The following is a 17,090-nucleotide window of genomic DNA, read 5'->3' on the forward strand; positions in this document are numbered from 1 at the left end:
GTACCATCGCGGCCAGGTGTTCTGACTGGGGTGAGCACGAAGTCTCGACGCTTGTGGCCAAGTTGGGGATGCGGGGGCACCGTCATGACCGGAGCAGCGCCGATCACAGAGTCCGACGACATTGTGTCGTCGGCCTTGAAAACCCACCGGTACTTGCGCCTGTCGCTGGTGTTCTTGATAGCGACCCTGTTCGTGGGCGTAATTGTCGCGTCATGGGATCCGCTCGATCTCGACTGGCAGGTGCTGCCATCGATCAGCCACTACTTCTACACGCCGGTGCGGCTGATCTTCGTAAGTGTGCTGGTCGCCGCTTCCCTGGCGCTGCTCGCATTGTCCGGGCGGCGCCGACCGAGCACGTTCCTCGACATCGCCGCGATCTTTGCACCATTGATCGCAATCATCCCGACAGGCCTTGAACCTCCTGCTGAGAAGGTGGAACGGGACCGCATGACGTGCGTGGCCACAAACTGCATCCCCACGGCGGAGCTCGCCAGTCTGCGGGCGACGGTCGCGACGTACGTTGTCGCGGTCATCATGGTGGTCGTCACGCTGTATTTCATACGTAAGCGCAAGCACGTCGCGACAAGCACCGCGCATCGGGTGGTGAGCTGGGTGGCCGTAATCACCGCGGTGGGGCTGGCAGCTCTTGCGTTCCTGCCGGAGGTGGGTGATGGCTTCCCGTTTCGGTTCTGGCCGGTAGACACCGTCCATTTCGCCGCAGTCCTGCTGTTCTTCGGCTCCTTTGCGGCCGTCCCGATCATTTACGGCTGGCGGCCTCCCGAACCCGATGAGACGCCTCCGACGGGCTGGCAGAAGGGCGTCTACCGTTTTGTGGCGATCGCGATGGGCGCTGACTTGCTGTTCTTGGTGTTCGTGTTCGTCGCGCGGAAGTTCAACTGGGACCTGTTTGGCGAAGCGCCTGTCGTGTTGATTGGAGAAGCCGTCGCACTGTTCCTGTTCGCGTGGTTCTGGTGGGAGCAGACCTTCCAGCGTTGGGATGATCAATTCAACCCCTTTGTCGTCACCGCGTCGACGGCGCTCGGCGCGATCACTCCGGCGGAGGAACCGGCCGAGGCCGAGTAGGCCGCTTCGGTCCAGAACCTATGACACCATCGGCTCTCCGGTCTCCACCGTCCGCGGGTGCGGCTGTTCAAACAGTAGGCGAGGAGACGGGGTGCGCATCAGGCCGTGCGCTTCTTCGGCGATTAGAGTCACGCTGCGCAGGTTCTTCACGACAACCACACAGCGCAAATAGGCGATGTCATCGACCTGTCGCAGACATGACAGGATCCCGACCGCAAGCTGCGAGGAGTGCACCGTGGTCTGCCCGCTGAGGTTATCGAGCACAAACTTCGCCACCATATCGGCGGTCGCCTCTGCATTGGATCTGCCGTCGAGGGCGTACTGAATACTCTTGAGGAACTGTCCGTAAGAGAACTTCGCGGGCTCTCGGTTGTTCTTCTTCAGCACGGTGACGGGATGGTGGGTTGTCATCGGTGGCGACCACCGGAAGACACGAGTCTGCTGCACGCTCGTCGAGTACGGCGCATCCAAGGTCGGAAACGCTCTGCGCAGCCACACCATGAAATGGGCGGCGTTCGACCACCCTGCGCGTGACGGAGGGGCTGTGGGGACATCTTGTCGACCGCGGGTCGACAGAGCGTAGAGCACCCGTTGGATCCGCGTCTCGTCCCGGTCCAGCTCCACTTCGATCATGTCGGCGATGGCAGAGTCGAGCACCGCGACCCGAAGCTGCGGGAACTTCAGGCGCTCGTTGGCCCGGAGCGGGCGATGCCCTTTCCCATAATTGCGGAGCAAGTTCGCGCTGACGCCGTTGATGACGTCGTCGATCAACATCGTGCTCGTCGTGGTGTGGCCTGCCATCAGTGAACGGCGCAGACTGCGCCTGAGTTGCACGACGCTGAAAGGCTGAATCCTGCTCGTCCGCGAGTCACGCACTCCGATGTCTTCGAGCTGGAGGGGCTCCAGTTCCACGGTCTCGAACTGGTGCTTCCCCAGGCCTTCACAGCGGCGAGATCTTGTCACCGATGCCGGTATCGGATGCTCAGACAGCGTGCGTTCTACCCTAGTCGGCGCATCGCATACGGGGCATTTCATGAGATATATCTAACATTGATTCGCGCAAGATGATGCGAAACGGCGCATATCTAGCAACACTGACCTCCACGTTCTTTCACCGCGGCTATTTCTGCACCATCTTCTCTGAAGTCAGGTTGGGCGGGTCGTGCGGCGCGAACAGGATTGAGATGTCTCGTCAGCATCCCCAGTGAAAGGCGCTCCTCGATGAACCTGCAACCGCTCCGCGTGCGTCGCTACACAGCCGTCGCCGCCGCGCTGGCCGTCGTCGCCAGTACAACCCTGCTCGCTCCCGCCGCTCATGCTGATCCGACGTACCGGATCAGTTGGACGGTGAAGGGCATCTACCCACGTTCGACACCGGAACTGCTCACTACCAACCGTGTCGGCGCTGCGCTTGCTGACGGCACGCGCATCACCATCGCCTGCGAGACCGAAGGTGCGTCGGTGACGAGCGCGGTCACCACCTCGAGCATCTGGGCCCGCACGCCTCAGGGCACGTACCTACCGAACGCCTTCATCGACACCGGCGTGAACGGGTTTACGCCCGGCGTGCCGCGGTGTGACGCGCCCAAGCTGCCGACATGGACGTCCGACCAGATCGCGGCGGTCAGCGGTTACACGCCGCAGTCCGCGCAGGAGTGGGCGCGCGGAAACTACAACTCGTTCCCCATCAAGTACGGGTCAAACTGCACCTGGTTCATCTCCCACGCGCTGTGGGCCGGAGGACTCTCCAAGACCGGCAACTGGACGGATTCGTCGATCGCAATCTTCAAGCTGGCCAAGAAGAAGGAGATCCCTGGCCCCACTAAGGCGGCGACCACCGCTGACTACCTCAAGAACGAACTGGTCGACTCCGGCATGGGGGTCATCGAGCAGGTCGACATCAACACGGCGGTCATCCCGAACGCCAAGGTCGGCGACCTGATCTTCTACGACTGGGATCCGAACGGCAAGGCTGACGGCGCTGTCGATCACGTCGTCATGATCACCGGGTTCGTCGATGGGGCGCCTGTGATCACCGGTCAGACGAACAACGTCCTGGACCAGCGCTGGCAGTACACATCAGAGCAGAAGCTGATCACTTCCACCAAGAAGTTGGTGTACGCGTACATCATGCGCATCCGACACTGAGCTGGCGCAGCACGGCTGTGATGCCCCCGGTCCGCGACCGGGGGCATCACCCATGTCAGCCGGCGACGCTAAGGCCGATCGCCCCTGATGCCGTCCGACCGCCGCTACTCGCGCTGGTGGGACGACCCGCAGCGACACATCGACAAGGTGTGGCACGCCATACCTCCGACGAAGACGCGGAGATCGAATGGTAGCGATGCGCCGGTACCGCCGACGGAAGGGGTGACGCGTCCGGAAGTCCGGATCAACGCCCGCCCGCCGCGGGCCAGATTCAACGTACCTTCGTGTCCAGTTCAACGGCAGTTGGACCAATCAGCCCGCCGCTGACCCATTCAGCTACCTCCCCGAGCTCGTCATCACTGAGTTCCATCCGTGCACCCCGGCACAGGCCGAGGACATTCTCCGTCCAGACTTGGGCCAACTCGTCTGCCACCGGCTTGCCATTCAGGTCAGTCCCCGCGAGCAGGAGACCGTTGATCACGAAGTTGATTGCTGCGCGTCCGACAGGACCACCTTGCTTGGCGCACTCATCGCGCACCCGCTTCGACGTGTCGGTTCGATTGAACGGGGACAAGGCCAAGTCAAAGGCGAGCTGTTCAAGGAGCAGCCTGTACTCGGCCGTCTCCAATGCGGGGATCTCGGTGATGCTTTCTACCTGTAGCTGCAGCCCGGTGAAGTCCGACATGCGATGTTCGCGTGGTGGGAGATCCGCTTCCGTGAAGCGCGTGGGATCCCATACGTAACCCGGAGCACGCGTGTGAATGACGAGCTCGGGAAGCGTCCGCTGAACCCAGTTGGTGAACGAGCCGGCACCATCCCACGCCGACCCACTCAGCTCGGGGTCCGTGCGCGATGCCGCCGACGCCGCGGTGGCGAGGACGACCGGCTTGTCTGTGGTGTCGAGGAGCTGACGCACAGCGGTTGCCGCAACATCCGATTCGGTTCCGCGTCGCGCGATCGACCCGGTGTGGGCGGATGCTGCACGTGAGGCCCGAGGTGTCTCGGATACCGGTGCCAGCAGTTCGATGAAGCTGTCTGCCGTCATCACATGGTCTGCGACGGCTCGGTAGGCGGCCGCGGCCGGCCCGGGCGTGATGACGGTGACCTGCCGGTCTGCTGCTCGACACCGGGTGATCAGCGGGGTGAAATCCGCATCCGCTGAGAGGAACACGAATTCATCAAACCTGGTGGAGGCGCCCAGCGCGTCGACGGCATCCAAGACAAGGCTGATGTCCGCGCTGGACTTCCCTTGCTGGGTCAGCGATGGGCAGTCCACCACTTGAAACCCCGCCCGCGTGAAGTTGGGCCGGTACCGCGAGAACGCTGCCGGGTTGAGGTAGCACTTGCGCACCAGGAATCGTCTGGTGAACGGACCGTCACTGTCAGCGCCATGTGTCAGGGTGGCGACCCAACGACCGGGGTCTTCCGCGAACGACTTGGCGGCGGCGAGGTCAAGGCGCTGCAGCCCGAGGTACACGTTGTCGAAGTCGACAAACATCGCCGAACGAAGACGCCGAACGGGTGCGGATATCGCATCGACTTGAGTCATAACCACACATCCTGCCGGTCAGCTCGGCTCAACCCCCGCGATTCGCGGGTGCGGTGGCTTGTTGCGTCCGCATTGATTGGGAGTCCGGGGGTGGTGGTACCGTCCGAACATCCGCCCCCGAGTCGCCGTCTCGTCGCGGTTCGGCCGGCCCAGTATCCACCATCTGCGTTCACTCATTTGAGTGAAATCGAGCCGGGAAACCGGCGTTCAGCATGGCGGGCGTTCGGCATGCAATCGCTGCAGCAGCACGGACGCTTCGTTGAGGATCGCGCGGTCCTCCGCCACCAGCACCGTCTCCCCACGGTGTGCGAGCGCCAGCAGATACCCGGCGTACCAACCGATCGTCTTGTCCATCACGGTTCCCTTCATCGTCATGACACCCCTATGCGCGGTCCGGGCGCCGGCGAGGCGCACCCACGTTCACGCTTTTGAGCGGTGTCGCCAGGGCCTGTCGCAACCCGGCGCTCTGACAGGATGAGCAGAGCGTCCCGTCGGGGGAGACGGTGCGCGGGGTCTCGACGATGGGGGCGTGACGTTGTGAGGTTGCTTCCTGCCGTGCAGCTGACACCTGAGCAGCTGCCGCTTCTGAACGACAACCAGCCGGGTGTGATGGTGATTCGGGGTGCCGCGGGTAGCGGCAAGACGACCACGGCGCTCATGCGGTTGCGGCAACTGTGTTCGACCCGGCTGACGAGGCGCGCCCGCATGGGCAGCGACCGGCCGGTGCGTGTCCTGGTTCTCACCTTCAACAGAACGCTGGAAGGGTACGTGCGTGCACTCGCGGAAGAGCAGGTTGCCGAGGACGAACATCTCGAGCTCTCGGTGACCACCATCAGCAAATGGGCGAAGTCGCTGGTGTCAGAGGCGTTCCCGCTGAATCCTGATGCGGCTGCCGTCGTGCTCCGATCGCTCTGTGCCGCGTTTCCCGGAGACACCGACTTCCTCTGCGACGAGGTCAACTACCTGCTCGGCCGGTTCCGTGACGACGACATCGACTCGTATGTCGGATCCCGTCGGGATGGGCGAGGCGCGTCTCCTCGGATGGACGACGCCACAAGAGTCCGCCTGCTCGATGAGGTGGTGCGGCCGTACCAGTCGGCGAAGCACGCCAACAATATGGCGGACTGGAATGACCTGGCGGTCGCAGCGGCGACTGCGGCGACCGACGAAGTGTGGGACGTGATCGTCGTCGACGAGACACAGGACTTCTCCGCAAACGAGCTGCGCGCCGTGCTCGCCCACATCGACGAGGACACCTCGGTGACGTTCATCATCGACGCAGCCCAGCAGATCTACAAGAAGGGGTTCACCTGGAAGGAGATCGGCGTGGAGCCGGTGGTCCGACCGCTCAAGGCGAACTACCGCAACACACAGGAGATCGCGGCGTTCGCCCGTCCACTGATGGCGGGGTTGCCGCTCAGCGCGGACGGTGCCCTGCCCGACCTGAGTGCGGCGACCCGATCCGGTTCGAAGCCGGTCGTGCTCAAAGGGCGCTACAACGGGCAGGTACGCTGGGCGCTAAGGAACGTCGTTGACAACGCGGACCTGGCGACCGAATCCGTCGCGTTCCTGCAGTTCCGGCAAGGCGCGTGGAGCGACACACTCAAGACCGCGCTCAGCGGTGCCGGCGTGGAGTGGGTCGACCTGACCCGTCAGAGCGTGTGGCCGGGCGGCGACGAGTCCGTCGCGGTCTGCACGCTGCACTCCGCGAAAGGACTGGAATTCGACCACGTCGTGATCCTCGGGATCAACGGCCAAGTCACCCCGCACGGCACTGACGAGGACGACACCGACCTGGACAGTCTGCGCCGCCTTCTGGCGATGGGTGTCGGCAGGGCGCGCAAAACAGTCACCATCGGATACAAGCCGGGAGAAGCGTCGAAGCTGATCAGCTACCTCGCGGCGGGAACTTTTCGCCCGGTGACGGTATGAACAGCGTGCTGACTCCGGCGGTGCGGGCACGGGAGCGCGGTGTCACCGAACTGCTCCATTTCACCACTAGCCGCGGGCTGATCGGGATCCTCGCGCAGGGCAAGGTGTACAGCCGCGACGGGCTGAACGCGGATCAGTACCTCGAGAACGTCAAAGTGCTCAACTCACCCGACCGCTCTCGGGACGCGGCATGGACGAACTGGGTCAACCTGTCCATCAGCCGCGTCAACGCCAGCTTCCTCGGCATCTCGAAGCGGTGGCATGTCGATGACGGAGTCTGGTGGGCGTGCGTCGCGTTCGACGTCGAGATCCTCGACCACCCCGACGTGTACTTCTGCACCGGCAACAACGTCTACCCCGCCACCAAACGGGCGCAAGGCGTCGAGGGCTTCGAAGCCCTGTTCGCCGACACCCTCGTGTGGGGAAAGTACGGCTCGGTGAAGCATCGGCCGTCCTCGTTGCCGACCAACCTGACCACTGACGCGCAGGCGGAGGTGCTGTACCCGGTGGCCGTGGACTTGAGCTACGCGCGCGCCGTCTACGTGCCGGAGCCTGAGCTGACCGACGCGGTCGCGGGAATCGTCGCCGCCATCGCCGACTCCTCCCCAGTGGACCTCTCGACCATTCCTGTCGCCTGCCGCCCCGAGGTATTTCAATGACGTCCGCCACCACGGGTACCGTTGTGCACTGTGGGGACGACAGTCGTGACTGACGCATCGATGGCGCCCGCTCCGTTCACGTACAGGGATCAGGTGACGTCCTCCATGCTGTGGGGGGCCTGGGCCGACGCCGTCGGCTTCATCACCGAGCTCACCGACGAGCAAGGGCTGCAACGCCGTACCGGCGGCGAGGGGCTCCACACCACGATCGAGTGGAAGCGTCGAGTAGGCGGACAGTACGGGGTGCAGGCTCGTCTTCCCGCGGGCACGTACTCCGACGACACCCAGCTGCGGCTCGCGGTCGCCCGCTCCATTTCCGGACAAGGCTTCGATGTAGAAGCATTCGCCCGCATCGAACTTACGGTCTGGCCTGCCTACGCCCTCGGCGGTGGGAGGGCGTCCCGGGCGGCAGCGTCCGGCATGGCCAAAGCGAATGCCACTTGGCATACGAACTACTACGACGGCTGGACACAGTCTGGCGGCAACGGCGCAGCAATGCGAATCCAGCCACACGTCTGGGCGGCCGGAAACGATGACACGTACATCGTTCCCGTGCTTCGCGACGCGGTCGTCACCCACGGCCATCCCCGCGCGCTGGTTGGGGCGGTACTTCACGCCGTCGGTCTGGCGTTCGCATTCCGGCAGCGGCGTACCGCTGCGGTATCTGACTGGCGGGCTTTGTTGCACGCCACCAGCCGGGCTGTGCAGTTCTTCTCCGATGACACCGACCTGCACACCATCTGGGTTCCGTCCTGGGAGCGGCAGGAGCGCCGCTCGTTCGCTGACGCCTGGGAAGAAGCGGTGCAGGAATGCTCCAAATTGCTCGAAAGTGGGGCCGCATTCGTGGCCGAGGTGCGCGAGCCGGGCGTCATCCCCGCCCACGCCTATCGGACGATGGCCGAACGGATGGGGCTGACCGAAAAGAAGACGCTGGGCAGCGGTACTGCCACGGTCACCGCGGCGATGGCCCTCGCCGCAGCGTTCGAGAACCGGCCGCTCGAAGCGACTCTGCTGGCAGCGGGCGCGCTCGGCACCGACACCGACACGATTGCGACCGTCGCCGCCTGCACCATCGCCGCGGCGATACCGTCAGAGCCGCCGGGTGCGATCCAAGACGAGACCTATCTGCGTGCCGAAGCCGCCCGCCTTTCCGCGATCGCCGCGCACGAGAAGTCGCGGACGTTTCCCTACCCGGACACGTTGCGCTGGAAACCACCGCAGTCGCAGCTGGATGCTGTGGGTCTTCGTGGGGACCGGGTCGCGCTTGCGGGTATCGGCTGGCTGGAGCCGATGACCCCTCCGACCGGCTCGCGAGATGCAGCATGGTCGTGGATGCAGAGCAGCATCGGAGCGTCGTTCCTGGTGAAGCACCGACTCGACCTGCGAGAGCTGCCCACCGGCAACGTTCCCTCTGACAGGGACGTTTGGCAGAGTCGCCCATCAGACTCCGCCAGCGCGAAGCGAGCGCCGCAGCAGGAAGTACTGTTCGATGACGCACTTGTGCATCATCCCGTTGCCACACGACCACGACACGATTCGTCTCGTGTCCGCGTCGAAGACGTGCTGTCCGAGCTTCAACGTGAGGGGCTGGAGGATGACGCGGCCATCGGCCGTGCGCTTCGAGTGGTTGCCCGCTCAGGTACCCGCGATCAATTGGCGGTGCTCGCCGGCACGCTGTTCACCTTGCTGCGCGAGCAGTGAGCCGCGCCAGTTAGCCCGCTAGATCGCACCCCTGTCGCCAGGGCAACTCGCGGCAGAATTAGCTGGTTAATCGCCAGCCTGCACGGTGGCTCCCGCTGTCTGTGACGCAGAGCGTCGAGCACGATGGGCAATCGCATGTCGCCTCGACTCCGCGACATGTCAGACCTAGTCGCCGATGTGTGGGCGCCGCTTGTCGTCGGCCTCGTGCTGTTCCTCGTCGCGGAGATCGTCCGCGTCTGGTGGAGCACCGTCAACACCCGACGCGCGCGGCGACGTCAAATCATCTCGCTGATGGGCGAGCGGTTTCACTGCAGTCCCGGGCGATCGACGACGGGCACTTCGACCAAGCCCCTATCCAGAACTCTGCTCGGCCGCTTGCGAAGGTGCGGGCGAAGTACGACGATCTCACTGCGCAGGCACTGGACTTGTTCGAGCCCGGAGAGGAGATCGTTGCGTTCTGGACGGCGGCAGAGTTCTACGCCGGCTGGTATTCGCCTCTCGAAACCCTCGAGGCGATAGAGGTTCCGCGGGCCGCGGACCCGGATGGCTGGCGGCTGTTGAGCACGGCGGATCTGACGCGAGGGTGGGCTTTGGCACAGCCTCAGGAGCTGGCGGAGTGGGCGCATGTTCGCTGGCCGTGGGACCAAGGCAATGCGCGGGGGCACCGGTACGCGACCAGTGACACACCCGGCGACACCACGCGGCACAGCATCGTGGTCCCCAACTCGGACGTGAACAGCGACATACTTCGTCCCCTCGTGCTCTACCTGAGCGAGAGCAGTCGCGCTTCCTTCGCGCCGCCGTCGCCGCGGGAGTCGAGACGGCTTGAACGTAATTACGCCGAAGCGAATGAGCAGCACGACGAATACCGCCGCTATCTTCTGGGCGCACACTCGTATGCCGCCCGCTCGGCCGAGGCCGACTGAGACACCTCGAGTTGGTGTCGCCGACGATCGGGTCATGTCGGCGCCGAAAACGATGAAGAGGCCGTTGCCCTGGTGTTGGATCCTCGAAGCTTCGTGGAAGCGACGTTCCTTGTGGTCCGTGGTGCCCGGCGCAGCAACAATGTCGGCTCCGATCTGGTCCTGCCGAGTATGAACGCAGGGGCTGGGGTTCTTGTTGCTGAGGGCGCCGACCGGGTCTGACAAAAGGCTGACGGGAAGCACCGCGCGATGGCTGGCGGGGATGCGCGTGGTTCCAAGGTCCGTATCCGCTTCTCGAGCGTTATCGAGCACGACCACCGTTCGCGACGCGGGCCGTCCGGCGGCGTTCGCATGACGTAGTTCGGCGACGAGCGCCGACGCTTTGCCCAACCAGTGTCCCAGTGCGAGAAAGAACGCCACCTGGAGGATGACTCGCAGAGCGTTGGAGTGAAGCGAGGCAAAGGTGCGCGTAGACGCGCATCGCCCAGGACGGGGGCCTGCGTGCACCTCCGCGGCAGGTGCCGCGAGTGCGAGATGGGTGGCGGGGGACTGTTGCACGCCTCTTACCCTGCGGCACATCGATGCTTCCCGGTGCTGCCAAGCCAGGGTTTCAAGGTTTGAAGGTGAAAATGCCAGATCAGGGTCCAAATACGGGCTTCACGGATCCGTGCAATCGGGCAGCCTGCCAAGCTCAAGCCAAGCCCGAAAACGCAGCAAAGCCCAGGCCAGGCGGGTAAAAAGCACCTCCAGCCAAGTCGGCCAAGTGCGGAATAGCTATATATAGAGAGGGGAGCAAAGCTAAACCCCCCTTTCTCTACTACTTACTTTTTCTTCTCATGGAATACAACTACTACTTGGCCACCTTGGCTGGAGGTCGTTTTCCCTTGAAAACACTGGGCAAACTCCAGCCAAGGTCACCTTGGCCGACCTTGGCTTTCCTTGGCCATTTCGGGTCGGATCGAGCCGTTGAGGCAGTCGCTGGAGCTCTCGGGCGCGATTTCCGTCACCGTTCAAGGCGGTCGCGATGTGTGCCTGTGACGGCCCAGACATCGTGTCCGCAATGGGTTGACCATCTCAATCCGACCGGATAAATATGGTCATGACACGATCTGAAGCTTGGGAGGTGTGTCATGCGCGTCCTCGAGACGGCTGAGACGTTCGACCTCCCGGATCCTCGGGCCTGGGCCCTAGGTGACCTTCACGGTAACTCGGGTTGGGTACAGACGCTCTTTCCCGCGATGCGCCGCCACGACTCGCAGGTGACGACAGTTCTGCAATTGGGTGATTACGGGTTCGGCTTCCCTGTGCGCGGCACCAGCCCTGTCGACTACTGGGCGAGCAAAGCGGGGATCGAACTGGTTCTGTGCACCCTGGGCAATCACGAATCCTGGGGCGCGGTTAGCGCAGCGCAAGCCGAAGCGCCGCACCTTGCGATCCGGGTCAGCGACGTCGTCTGGTTGCTGCCGAGACCCGCCCGGTTTACGGTGGGCGGCCGGACGGTTCTGTCCCTCGGGGGTGCGGCTTCCCTCGACAAGCATCTGCGCACCGAAGGCTCCGACTGGTTCCCGGACGAGGCGATTACCAACGCGATGGTGGAGGAGGCGATCGCTGGCGGCGACGCGGATCTCATGCTGACCCACGAGTGCGGGCTCACCACGGTCCCGGAAGCGGAGCGGGTCATCGCAGCGAACCCGCACCAGTTCCCACAATCGGCGTTGGAGGCCTCCCGAGCGTCCCGAGAACGTGTCGAACGCGTCCGGGACGCGGTGCGCCCCCATTTGCACGCCCACGGTCACCTTCACGTCTACGGGGAGCGTGAACTCCCCGACGGTCGACGCATCGTGGCCGTGAACAGGGACACCATGGCGGGCAATGCCCTCGTGCTCGACCTGGCGACGCTCACCTACGAGCCCCTCTCTCTCGCCGCGATTCGCGGCTGGCGAGTGTGACGCGATGGCCGGCAGGCGGGTCGGCGACGCGGAACGGCAGCGGGAGGGTGCGCTGCAGATCGGACGTGCGGTGCGGCGGGCCCGTCGTGTACTGGACGCGCTGGACGAGACGCCGCCGGACCAGTTCGATGACTTCCACTACTACTCCGGATTCAGCAGTCTGGATCGTGCGCTCCGCGACCTCCTCGCGGCGTGCGAGCGAGTCAACTGGGAGCACACCGCTGAGGTCGTAGGGCGCGGTCGGTCCCCGCGTGCCGCCAAGAACATCACCCCTGCGGGCGGGTCAGATCCTGAGCCTGGACCTACTGCCCTTGTGCGATGCGCGCACGGACTCCCACACACACGTGACCCGCACGCGTGCGATGCCGAGGCCCACGACGGCGACTGTCCCTGGTGGTGGGAAGAGTGGGCCGCCGCCGACGACGAACGTCACCTCCCGCCGCGCTAGGCCATTCCTCGGGCCGGCGCGCATAGGAGCTCAGAAGGAGGAGAGATGTCGGATTATCCGTGGGGGTGCAGCGGCACCGGCGGCAGCGGACCGTCGAGGGACCTCATCACTGCGCTCAGGTCCAAATGCATCGCGACCGCGAGCTGCACCACGGTGAACAGCCCAGGGTCGAGGGTGCGACCATCCTCGATGGCCTGGATGTTCGACGCGGACACCCGCGACCGTCGAGCGAGCTCTGCACGTGAAATCTTTAACACTTCTGTGCGTTGCTTCTTGAGAAGTTCGCGGAGCTGGTGTGACCGCTCAAACATAGCGAAGTCTTCCCGCCTTGCGCGTCCCACCATCGATCAATCTTATCAAATAAATACCAAATCGACTATCGCCGGTGTGTTAGGGTCGGGCCATGGCTGGTAGGCACCTGCGCGACATGATCGCGGCGTACGGTGAGCGGGACGATCTGAAGTTCCGTCGCGCCGCCCAGGCGATCATCCAGGAGGAGGAAGCCAAGCGGCACACAGTCCTCGCGAAAGAGCTGCGCGCGGTGCTCGCCGCGAATGCCGGCGTTGGCGCCAACGACGTTCTCATCACCCCGGATCCTCCGGTCGACCGGGACAGCTCGCTGCCGTTGGCGCGAGTTACCCACCCGGACCGGCTGCTGGGCGACCTCGTCCTCGCTGAGCCCACAAGAGCTGCGCTTGGACAGATCGTCAACGAGGTGCGGAACTGGCCAACCCTGGACCGAGCCGGCCTGCCGCGAAGGAACCGGGTCCTCTTGTCAGGCCCTCCAGGCTGTGGGAAGACCTCCGCGGCCGTAGCCCTTGCCCATGAGCTCGGACGACCTTTGGTCACGGCGCGTGTCGAGGGGCTGATCTCGAGCTACCTCGGTGAGACCGCCGCGAACCTTGCCAACCTCTTCGCGTTCGCCTCGACCGGCGCGTATGTGCTGTTCCTGGACGAGTTCGACAGTCTCGGCAAGATGCGCGAAGACGCCTCCGACCACGGTGAGCTGCGTCGCGTCGTGAACGCGGTGCTGCAGCAGATCGACGCGTACAGCGGCCCGTCGCTCATCGTCGCCGCGACCAACCACTCCCAGGTCCTCGACGCGGCACTGTGGCGCCGATTCGATTCGGTGGTGGAACTGGGTCTTCCCACGCGCGATCAGGTTCTCGAACTGCTGCGCCGGCAGCTTCTCGGGAACGGCCTTGCGGACGCGGTGCAGCACGCTGACGACCTGGCTGGCTTGCCACACGCGGCGACCGAGTTCTTCGCCAACTCGGCCAAACGGCATGCGTTGCTGGATGGCCGTACCAGCATAGATTCATCCGATGTTTCGTTCGCGGCTGCCGAGGTGATGTCTCGCCCCTGGTCGTAGCACGCCTCGACCGACGGGCACGGAGGCAATCGTGTGCAACGCTATCGTCGGCTCATGGCCGACCATCTCCGTCTACCCGGACTCATCACGTTGCCCACCAAACGCGTCAACGTGCAGTACGACCCGAAAGCTGCGCCGCGCGATCGTGGTCACCATGCGACCACGCTGCGTGGGGTCCTGGCCGGGCTCGAGTCGGCGCGCGCGTTTCCGATCCTGGACGAGGACGGGGCGCTCGACCCGGAGGAGGAGTGGGAGGTCGGCGAGCTGGTGATCCGATTCACCGGAGCGCAACCGTTCGACAACACCGCCTTCAAGAGCCTCGGTCTGGTGCCGCTGGCGATCACCGATGACAAGCGGTACTTCGCGCTCACCGACGCCGACGCACGACTCGCGCTCGCACGTCTCGTCGGCCGCTACGCGGATCCAAGCGATGACCTCGATGAGGTCGCGAACAGCCTGCAGAAGGAGCTCGCGAAGATCGACGGAATCGATCTGTACGGCCAGCGAGACCGACTCGCGCCCGACCTGATTGCACCGGATGGTGATGCGGTCATCGACGTCGACGTGGCACTGTGGCCGACGTCGCTGGAACGTCAGAACGACGCCCGCCGAGGCAGGGAGCGCGTGCAGCGGCTTGTCGAGTTCATCGAAGCCGCCGCCCCGGGCGATCCGCGGGTCCAGGTGCTCGCTGCTGACGACCGGGACCCTGACCGGCTCCTCATTCATGCGCGTGTGGACGCGGTAACTCTCGATGCACTCGCGAGCCACCACCTTGTGGAGCGGATACGCGGCCCGCTGCATGTTCTGGTGACCAGGCAGGACTTGGAAGCGCTCGTGCTGCCCGCTGACACCCTGCTTCCGGAAGGCGCCGCGATCGGGGTGATCGACGACCTGGTCATCGAGACACATCCTTGGCTGGCGGGCGTCGTCGTCGAACAGCGGTCGTTCCCCGACGAGAGTACCCTCGGGGAGCCGACACGGCACGGCACTCAGGTGGCAGGTGTCGCCGCCTGGGGTGATGTGAGTGCGCTCCTTGACCCGGGCTTTGACGGTCAGCCACACCCGTTATACGTCGCGCGCATCGCTCAGGCGAACGACGACTTCGACGCGCAGGTGTACGGCAACCCATCCGACCAGTTCACGGCCGCGTTAGATTGGCTGGCGTCGCACGGTATCCGCGTCGTGGTGCTGGCACTCGGCGAGTCATACGCGGATAACGGGGCGCTCACTTCGGATCTGTCCGCGACCATCGATGAAAAGGCACGGGAGCATCGGATGGTGATCGTCACCAGTGCCGGGAACTTTCACGTCTCCAACGCCGAGGAACTGGCAACCTACCCGTCCTTCCTGCGGGCCGACGAGGCGAAAGTCTCCGCCCCTGGCACCGCTGCGCTCTCGCTGACCACCACGGCGATCGCCGCGAACGACGCCGTGGACCGCAGGACCTCACCTCATGCCGTCGCCGTCGCGCCCGCTGGTGCGCACGCCCCGTACGCCAGGACCGGACCGGTCCCCTCCTCGAAGGCCGCCGGAAGACAGAAGCCGGAGGTTGCCGCGAATGGCGGGAACTGGGCAATCGACAGGGCCACCGGGAATATCGTCACCGATGCGGCCGAACTGGCGGTGACGACGCTCATCCCCCCGATCAACGGTCGCCTGTTCGGGTCGGCGACCGGAACCAGCCTGTCAGCACCCTGGGTGGCCCATGAGGTCGCGAAGATCGCAACACGGTACCCGGATGCTGGCCCGAACCTTCTGCGGGCGCTGACCGCGCTGAGCGGGGGCTACCGTCCGCGCCCCGGCGATCGCGCGCCGTCTTTCCATTCCTCCGCCTACGGCGTCCCAGACGCGTCCGACGTACTCGAAAGCGACGGGAATCGCGTGTTCTTCACCTTTGAGGGCTCGATGACCACCAACAGCCACGTCGTGCTCGAATTGCCCATCCCCGAAGTGTTCGCGCGGGGCGCGTCCACCCGAGAGATCCGGGTCGCACTCGCGTTCGACCCGCCGGTACGACGCAGCCGCAAGGACTACATCGCCGGGCGGATGGAGTTCGCGTTCATCCAGCGGGAGAGTCTGGAGGACATCCGGGCGGCGTACGCGAAGCAGCCGACGAAGGTGGAGCGGGACGCGGACACCGCGCTCGAGCTCAACAAGCGTCTGGGTGGACGCCAGCTGATCCCGTCCAAGACGACCTTCTACAGCGACACGCTGATGCGCCGGGCGTTCTTCAGCCGCAACCTCGGCTGGGACGCGGATGACGAGGACTACTTCCTCGTCATTACCCATGAACACAGCCGGTGGACGCCGGCGCAGAAGAAGTCGTACACGGAGCAGGAGTTCGCCATCGCCGTCGAGATCTGCGACCACGGCCGGCTGAATCTCGACCTGTACGCGGAAGCGCTGGCGCGTCTGCAGCACCGTGCCGGGGCGCGCGCAGGAGGGGCTCGATGACCCATACGCACATCGCGCTGGACTGGAGCGAGCACGCTGACAACGCATGCGATTCTGACGTGCTGCAGACCAACCAGTTCCGCGTCCATGGCGTGCTCTCACGGGAAGCCCAGATCACCGGTCACTGTCCCTATTGCTACGGATCGATCGAGTTCACCAGGAAGCTGAAGCTGCTGCCAGCCAACCCCAGCGGCACCACCGGGCAGAGCATCGGCAAGAAGACGATGGACATCACCGCCCGATGCACCTGCGCCCTAGACCATCCGGGCCGCCCGGCCGGTGAGCGCGGCTGCGGCCGCTCCTGGGTCGCGACGGGACACAAATGAGCCGGCAATGGGAGGCCGCGGGCGGACGAGCCGCCACTGCCGCTGACATCGAAGAGTCGAAGCGTCTAAACGAGGTCGCCCGCAACCAGCTACCTTTCGTGCGTGCCGCGGCGACCAATTGGCGCAACGCGGTCGGCTTGGGAGGGGTCCTGGCGCTCGTGGTGACTGTCGTGGCGGCCCCGGAGACGGTCGCAGCGCTCGACGACCAGGCCCGATACAACACAGGCTGGTTGCTGGGGATCGGGGCTGTGGTGACGTTCGTCTCATTAGGGCTGGCGATGTACGCGTCGTTTGGGTGGGTGCGGCCGGTCGCGGTTGGCCGGACCGGCTCGCTGCGAGCGTGGGAGGAGCGGGAGGCACGCCGCAGCGGGTGGTGTCTGACGCTGTCGATGATCCTTGCGGTGGTCGCCCTCATCGCGCTGTCCTGGGCAATCGCGGTAATGATCTTTCACATGCCGGCACCGGTTGAGTTCCCAGGCTGGGACAGCGGGGCCCCGTCACCGTAGCCCGTGACGGCGCTCACTCATTTGGATGAAATATTGATGT

The 17,090-nt window shown here is 64.7% G+C and carries 15 protein-coding genes; 11 read left to right on the top strand and 4 right to left on the bottom strand.

The annotated features are described in order from the left end of the window. The first annotated feature begins 84 nt into the window (after positions 1-84). The gene (locus J2Y46_RS04795) at positions 85-1,083 is read left to right on the top strand and encodes a hypothetical protein (protein ID WP_310240594.1); all 999 of its coding nucleotides are present in this window, start codon (positions 85-87) and stop codon (positions 1,081-1,083) included. Positions 1,084-1,101: 18 nt separating this feature from the next. On the opposite strand, the gene J2Y46_RS04800 is transcribed toward J2Y46_RS04795, so the two are convergent. Continuing rightward, entirely contained in the window at positions 1,102-1,995 is an 894-nt protein-coding gene (locus J2Y46_RS04800; RefSeq protein ID WP_310240596.1) for a hypothetical protein, read from the bottom strand. Between the two features lie 309 nt (positions 1,996-2,304). On the opposite strand from J2Y46_RS04800, the gene J2Y46_RS04805 reads away from it, so the two are divergent. Further along, a complete protein-coding gene (locus tag J2Y46_RS04805; protein WP_310240598.1) occupies positions 2,305-3,231 on the top strand; it encodes an amidase domain-containing protein in 927 nt (308 codons plus the stop codon). 271 nt (positions 3,232-3,502) lie between these two features. On the opposite strand, the gene J2Y46_RS04810 is transcribed toward J2Y46_RS04805, so the two are convergent. Next, positions 3,503-4,780, bottom strand: a complete 1,278-nt coding sequence (locus J2Y46_RS04810) for an NYN domain-containing protein (protein WP_310240600.1) — start codon at positions 4,778-4,780, stop codon at positions 3,503-3,505. A gap of 207 nt (positions 4,781-4,987) precedes the next feature. Then, a complete protein-coding gene (locus tag J2Y46_RS04815; protein WP_310240601.1) occupies positions 4,988-5,155 on the bottom strand; it encodes a hypothetical protein in 168 nt (55 codons plus the stop codon). A 180-nt stretch (positions 5,156-5,335) separates the two neighbouring features. On the opposite strand from J2Y46_RS04815, the gene J2Y46_RS04820 reads away from it, so the two are divergent. The 5 genes from J2Y46_RS04820 (at position 5,336) to J2Y46_RS04840 (ending at position 11,944) form a co-directional block, all read left to right on the top strand. Continuing rightward, positions 5,336-6,712, top strand: coding sequence for a 3'-5' exonuclease (locus tag J2Y46_RS04820; RefSeq protein ID WP_310240604.1), 1,377 nt, complete (start codon positions 5,336-5,338; stop codon positions 6,710-6,712). Continuing rightward, positions 6,709-7,371, top strand: coding sequence for a DarT ssDNA thymidine ADP-ribosyltransferase family protein (locus tag J2Y46_RS04825; protein ID WP_310240605.1), 663 nt, complete (start codon positions 6,709-6,711; stop codon positions 7,369-7,371). The genes J2Y46_RS04820 and J2Y46_RS04825 overlap by 4 nt, the downstream gene beginning before the upstream one ends. 45 nt (positions 7,372-7,416) lie before the next feature. Further along, positions 7,417-9,072 carry an ADP-ribosylglycohydrolase family protein gene (locus J2Y46_RS04830; protein WP_310240606.1) on the top strand — a complete coding sequence of 552 codons (1,656 nt, stop codon included), beginning with the start codon at positions 7,417-7,419 and terminating at the stop codon, positions 9,070-9,072. A gap of 239 nt (positions 9,073-9,311) precedes the next feature. Further along, positions 9,312-9,998 (top strand): hypothetical protein, encoded by a 687-nt coding sequence (locus J2Y46_RS04835; RefSeq protein WP_310240608.1) that lies wholly within the window; start codon positions 9,312-9,314, stop codon positions 9,996-9,998. Between the two features lie 1,127 nt (positions 9,999-11,125). Continuing rightward, positions 11,126-11,944: a metallophosphoesterase gene (locus J2Y46_RS04840; protein WP_310240610.1), complete on the top strand. Its 819-nt coding sequence runs from the start codon at positions 11,126-11,128 to the stop codon at positions 11,942-11,944. A 501-nt stretch (positions 11,945-12,445) separates the two neighbouring features. Here the strand turns inward: J2Y46_RS04840 and J2Y46_RS04845 are convergent. Next, on the bottom strand, positions 12,446-12,736 hold the full coding sequence (locus J2Y46_RS04845) for a helix-turn-helix transcriptional regulator (RefSeq protein ID WP_310240611.1): 291 nt from the start codon (positions 12,734-12,736) through the stop codon (positions 12,446-12,448). A 59-nt stretch (positions 12,737-12,795) separates the two neighbouring features. On the opposite strand from J2Y46_RS04845, the gene J2Y46_RS04850 reads away from it, so the two are divergent. From J2Y46_RS04850 to J2Y46_RS04865, 4 genes are read left to right on the top strand one after another with little or no spacing between them, the layout of a single operon-like run. Next, positions 12,796-13,764 (top strand): AAA family ATPase, encoded by a 969-nt coding sequence (locus J2Y46_RS04850; protein WP_310240614.1) that lies wholly within the window; start codon positions 12,796-12,798, stop codon positions 13,762-13,764. A 54-nt stretch (positions 13,765-13,818) separates the two neighbouring features. Beyond that, a complete protein-coding gene (locus J2Y46_RS04855) occupies positions 13,819-16,218 on the top strand; it encodes a S8 family serine peptidase (protein ID WP_310240617.1) in 2,400 nt (799 codons plus the stop codon). After that, the gene (locus J2Y46_RS04860; protein ID WP_310240619.1) at positions 16,215-16,544 is read left to right on the top strand and encodes a hypothetical protein; all 330 of its coding nucleotides are present in this window, start codon (positions 16,215-16,217) and stop codon (positions 16,542-16,544) included. Before J2Y46_RS04855 ends, J2Y46_RS04860 begins: the two co-directional genes overlap by 4 nt. Continuing rightward, the gene (locus J2Y46_RS04865) at positions 16,541-17,050 is read left to right on the top strand and encodes a hypothetical protein (protein WP_310240621.1); all 510 of its coding nucleotides are present in this window, start codon (positions 16,541-16,543) and stop codon (positions 17,048-17,050) included. The genes J2Y46_RS04860 and J2Y46_RS04865 overlap by 4 nt, the downstream gene beginning before the upstream one ends. Positions 17,051-17,090: the final 40 nt, after the last annotated feature.

The organism is Microbacterium sp. BE35 (assembly GCF_031457705.1).
GTDB lineage: Bacteria > Actinomycetota > Actinomycetes > Actinomycetales > Microbacteriaceae > Microbacterium > Microbacterium trichothecenolyticum.

Bases quoted from the DNA above. Each gene is read 5' to 3' on its own strand.
- J2Y46_RS04795 (WP_310240594.1), top strand. From the start codon at position 85: ATGACCGGAGCAGCGCCGATCACAGAGTCCGACGACATTGTGTCGTCG.
- J2Y46_RS04805 (WP_310240598.1), top strand. From the start codon at position 2,305: ATGAACCTGCAACCGCTCCGCGTGCGTCGCTACACAGCCGTCGCCGCC.
- J2Y46_RS04810 (WP_310240600.1), bottom strand. From the start codon at position 4,780: ATGACTCAAGTCGATGCGATATCCGCACCCGTTCGGCGTCTTCGTTCG.
- J2Y46_RS04815 (WP_310240601.1), bottom strand. From the start codon at position 5,155: ATGACGATGAAGGGAACCGTGATGGACAAGACGATCGGTTGGTACGCC.
- J2Y46_RS04825 (WP_310240605.1), top strand. From the start codon at position 6,709: ATGAACAGCGTGCTGACTCCGGCGGTGCGGGCACGGGAGCGCGGTGTC.
- J2Y46_RS04840 (WP_310240610.1), top strand. From the start codon at position 11,126: ATGCGCGTCCTCGAGACGGCTGAGACGTTCGACCTCCCGGATCCTCGG.
- J2Y46_RS04845 (WP_310240611.1), bottom strand. From the start codon at position 12,736: ATGGTGGGACGCGCAAGGCGGGAAGACTTCGCTATGTTTGAGCGGTCA.
- J2Y46_RS04850 (WP_310240614.1), top strand. From the start codon at position 12,796: ATGGCTGGTAGGCACCTGCGCGACATGATCGCGGCGTACGGTGAGCGG.
- J2Y46_RS04855 (WP_310240617.1), top strand. From the start codon at position 13,819: ATGGCCGACCATCTCCGTCTACCCGGACTCATCACGTTGCCCACCAAA.
- J2Y46_RS04860 (WP_310240619.1), top strand. From the start codon at position 16,215: ATGACCCATACGCACATCGCGCTGGACTGGAGCGAGCACGCTGACAAC.
- J2Y46_RS04865 (WP_310240621.1), top strand. From the start codon at position 16,541: ATGAGCCGGCAATGGGAGGCCGCGGGCGGACGAGCCGCCACTGCCGCT.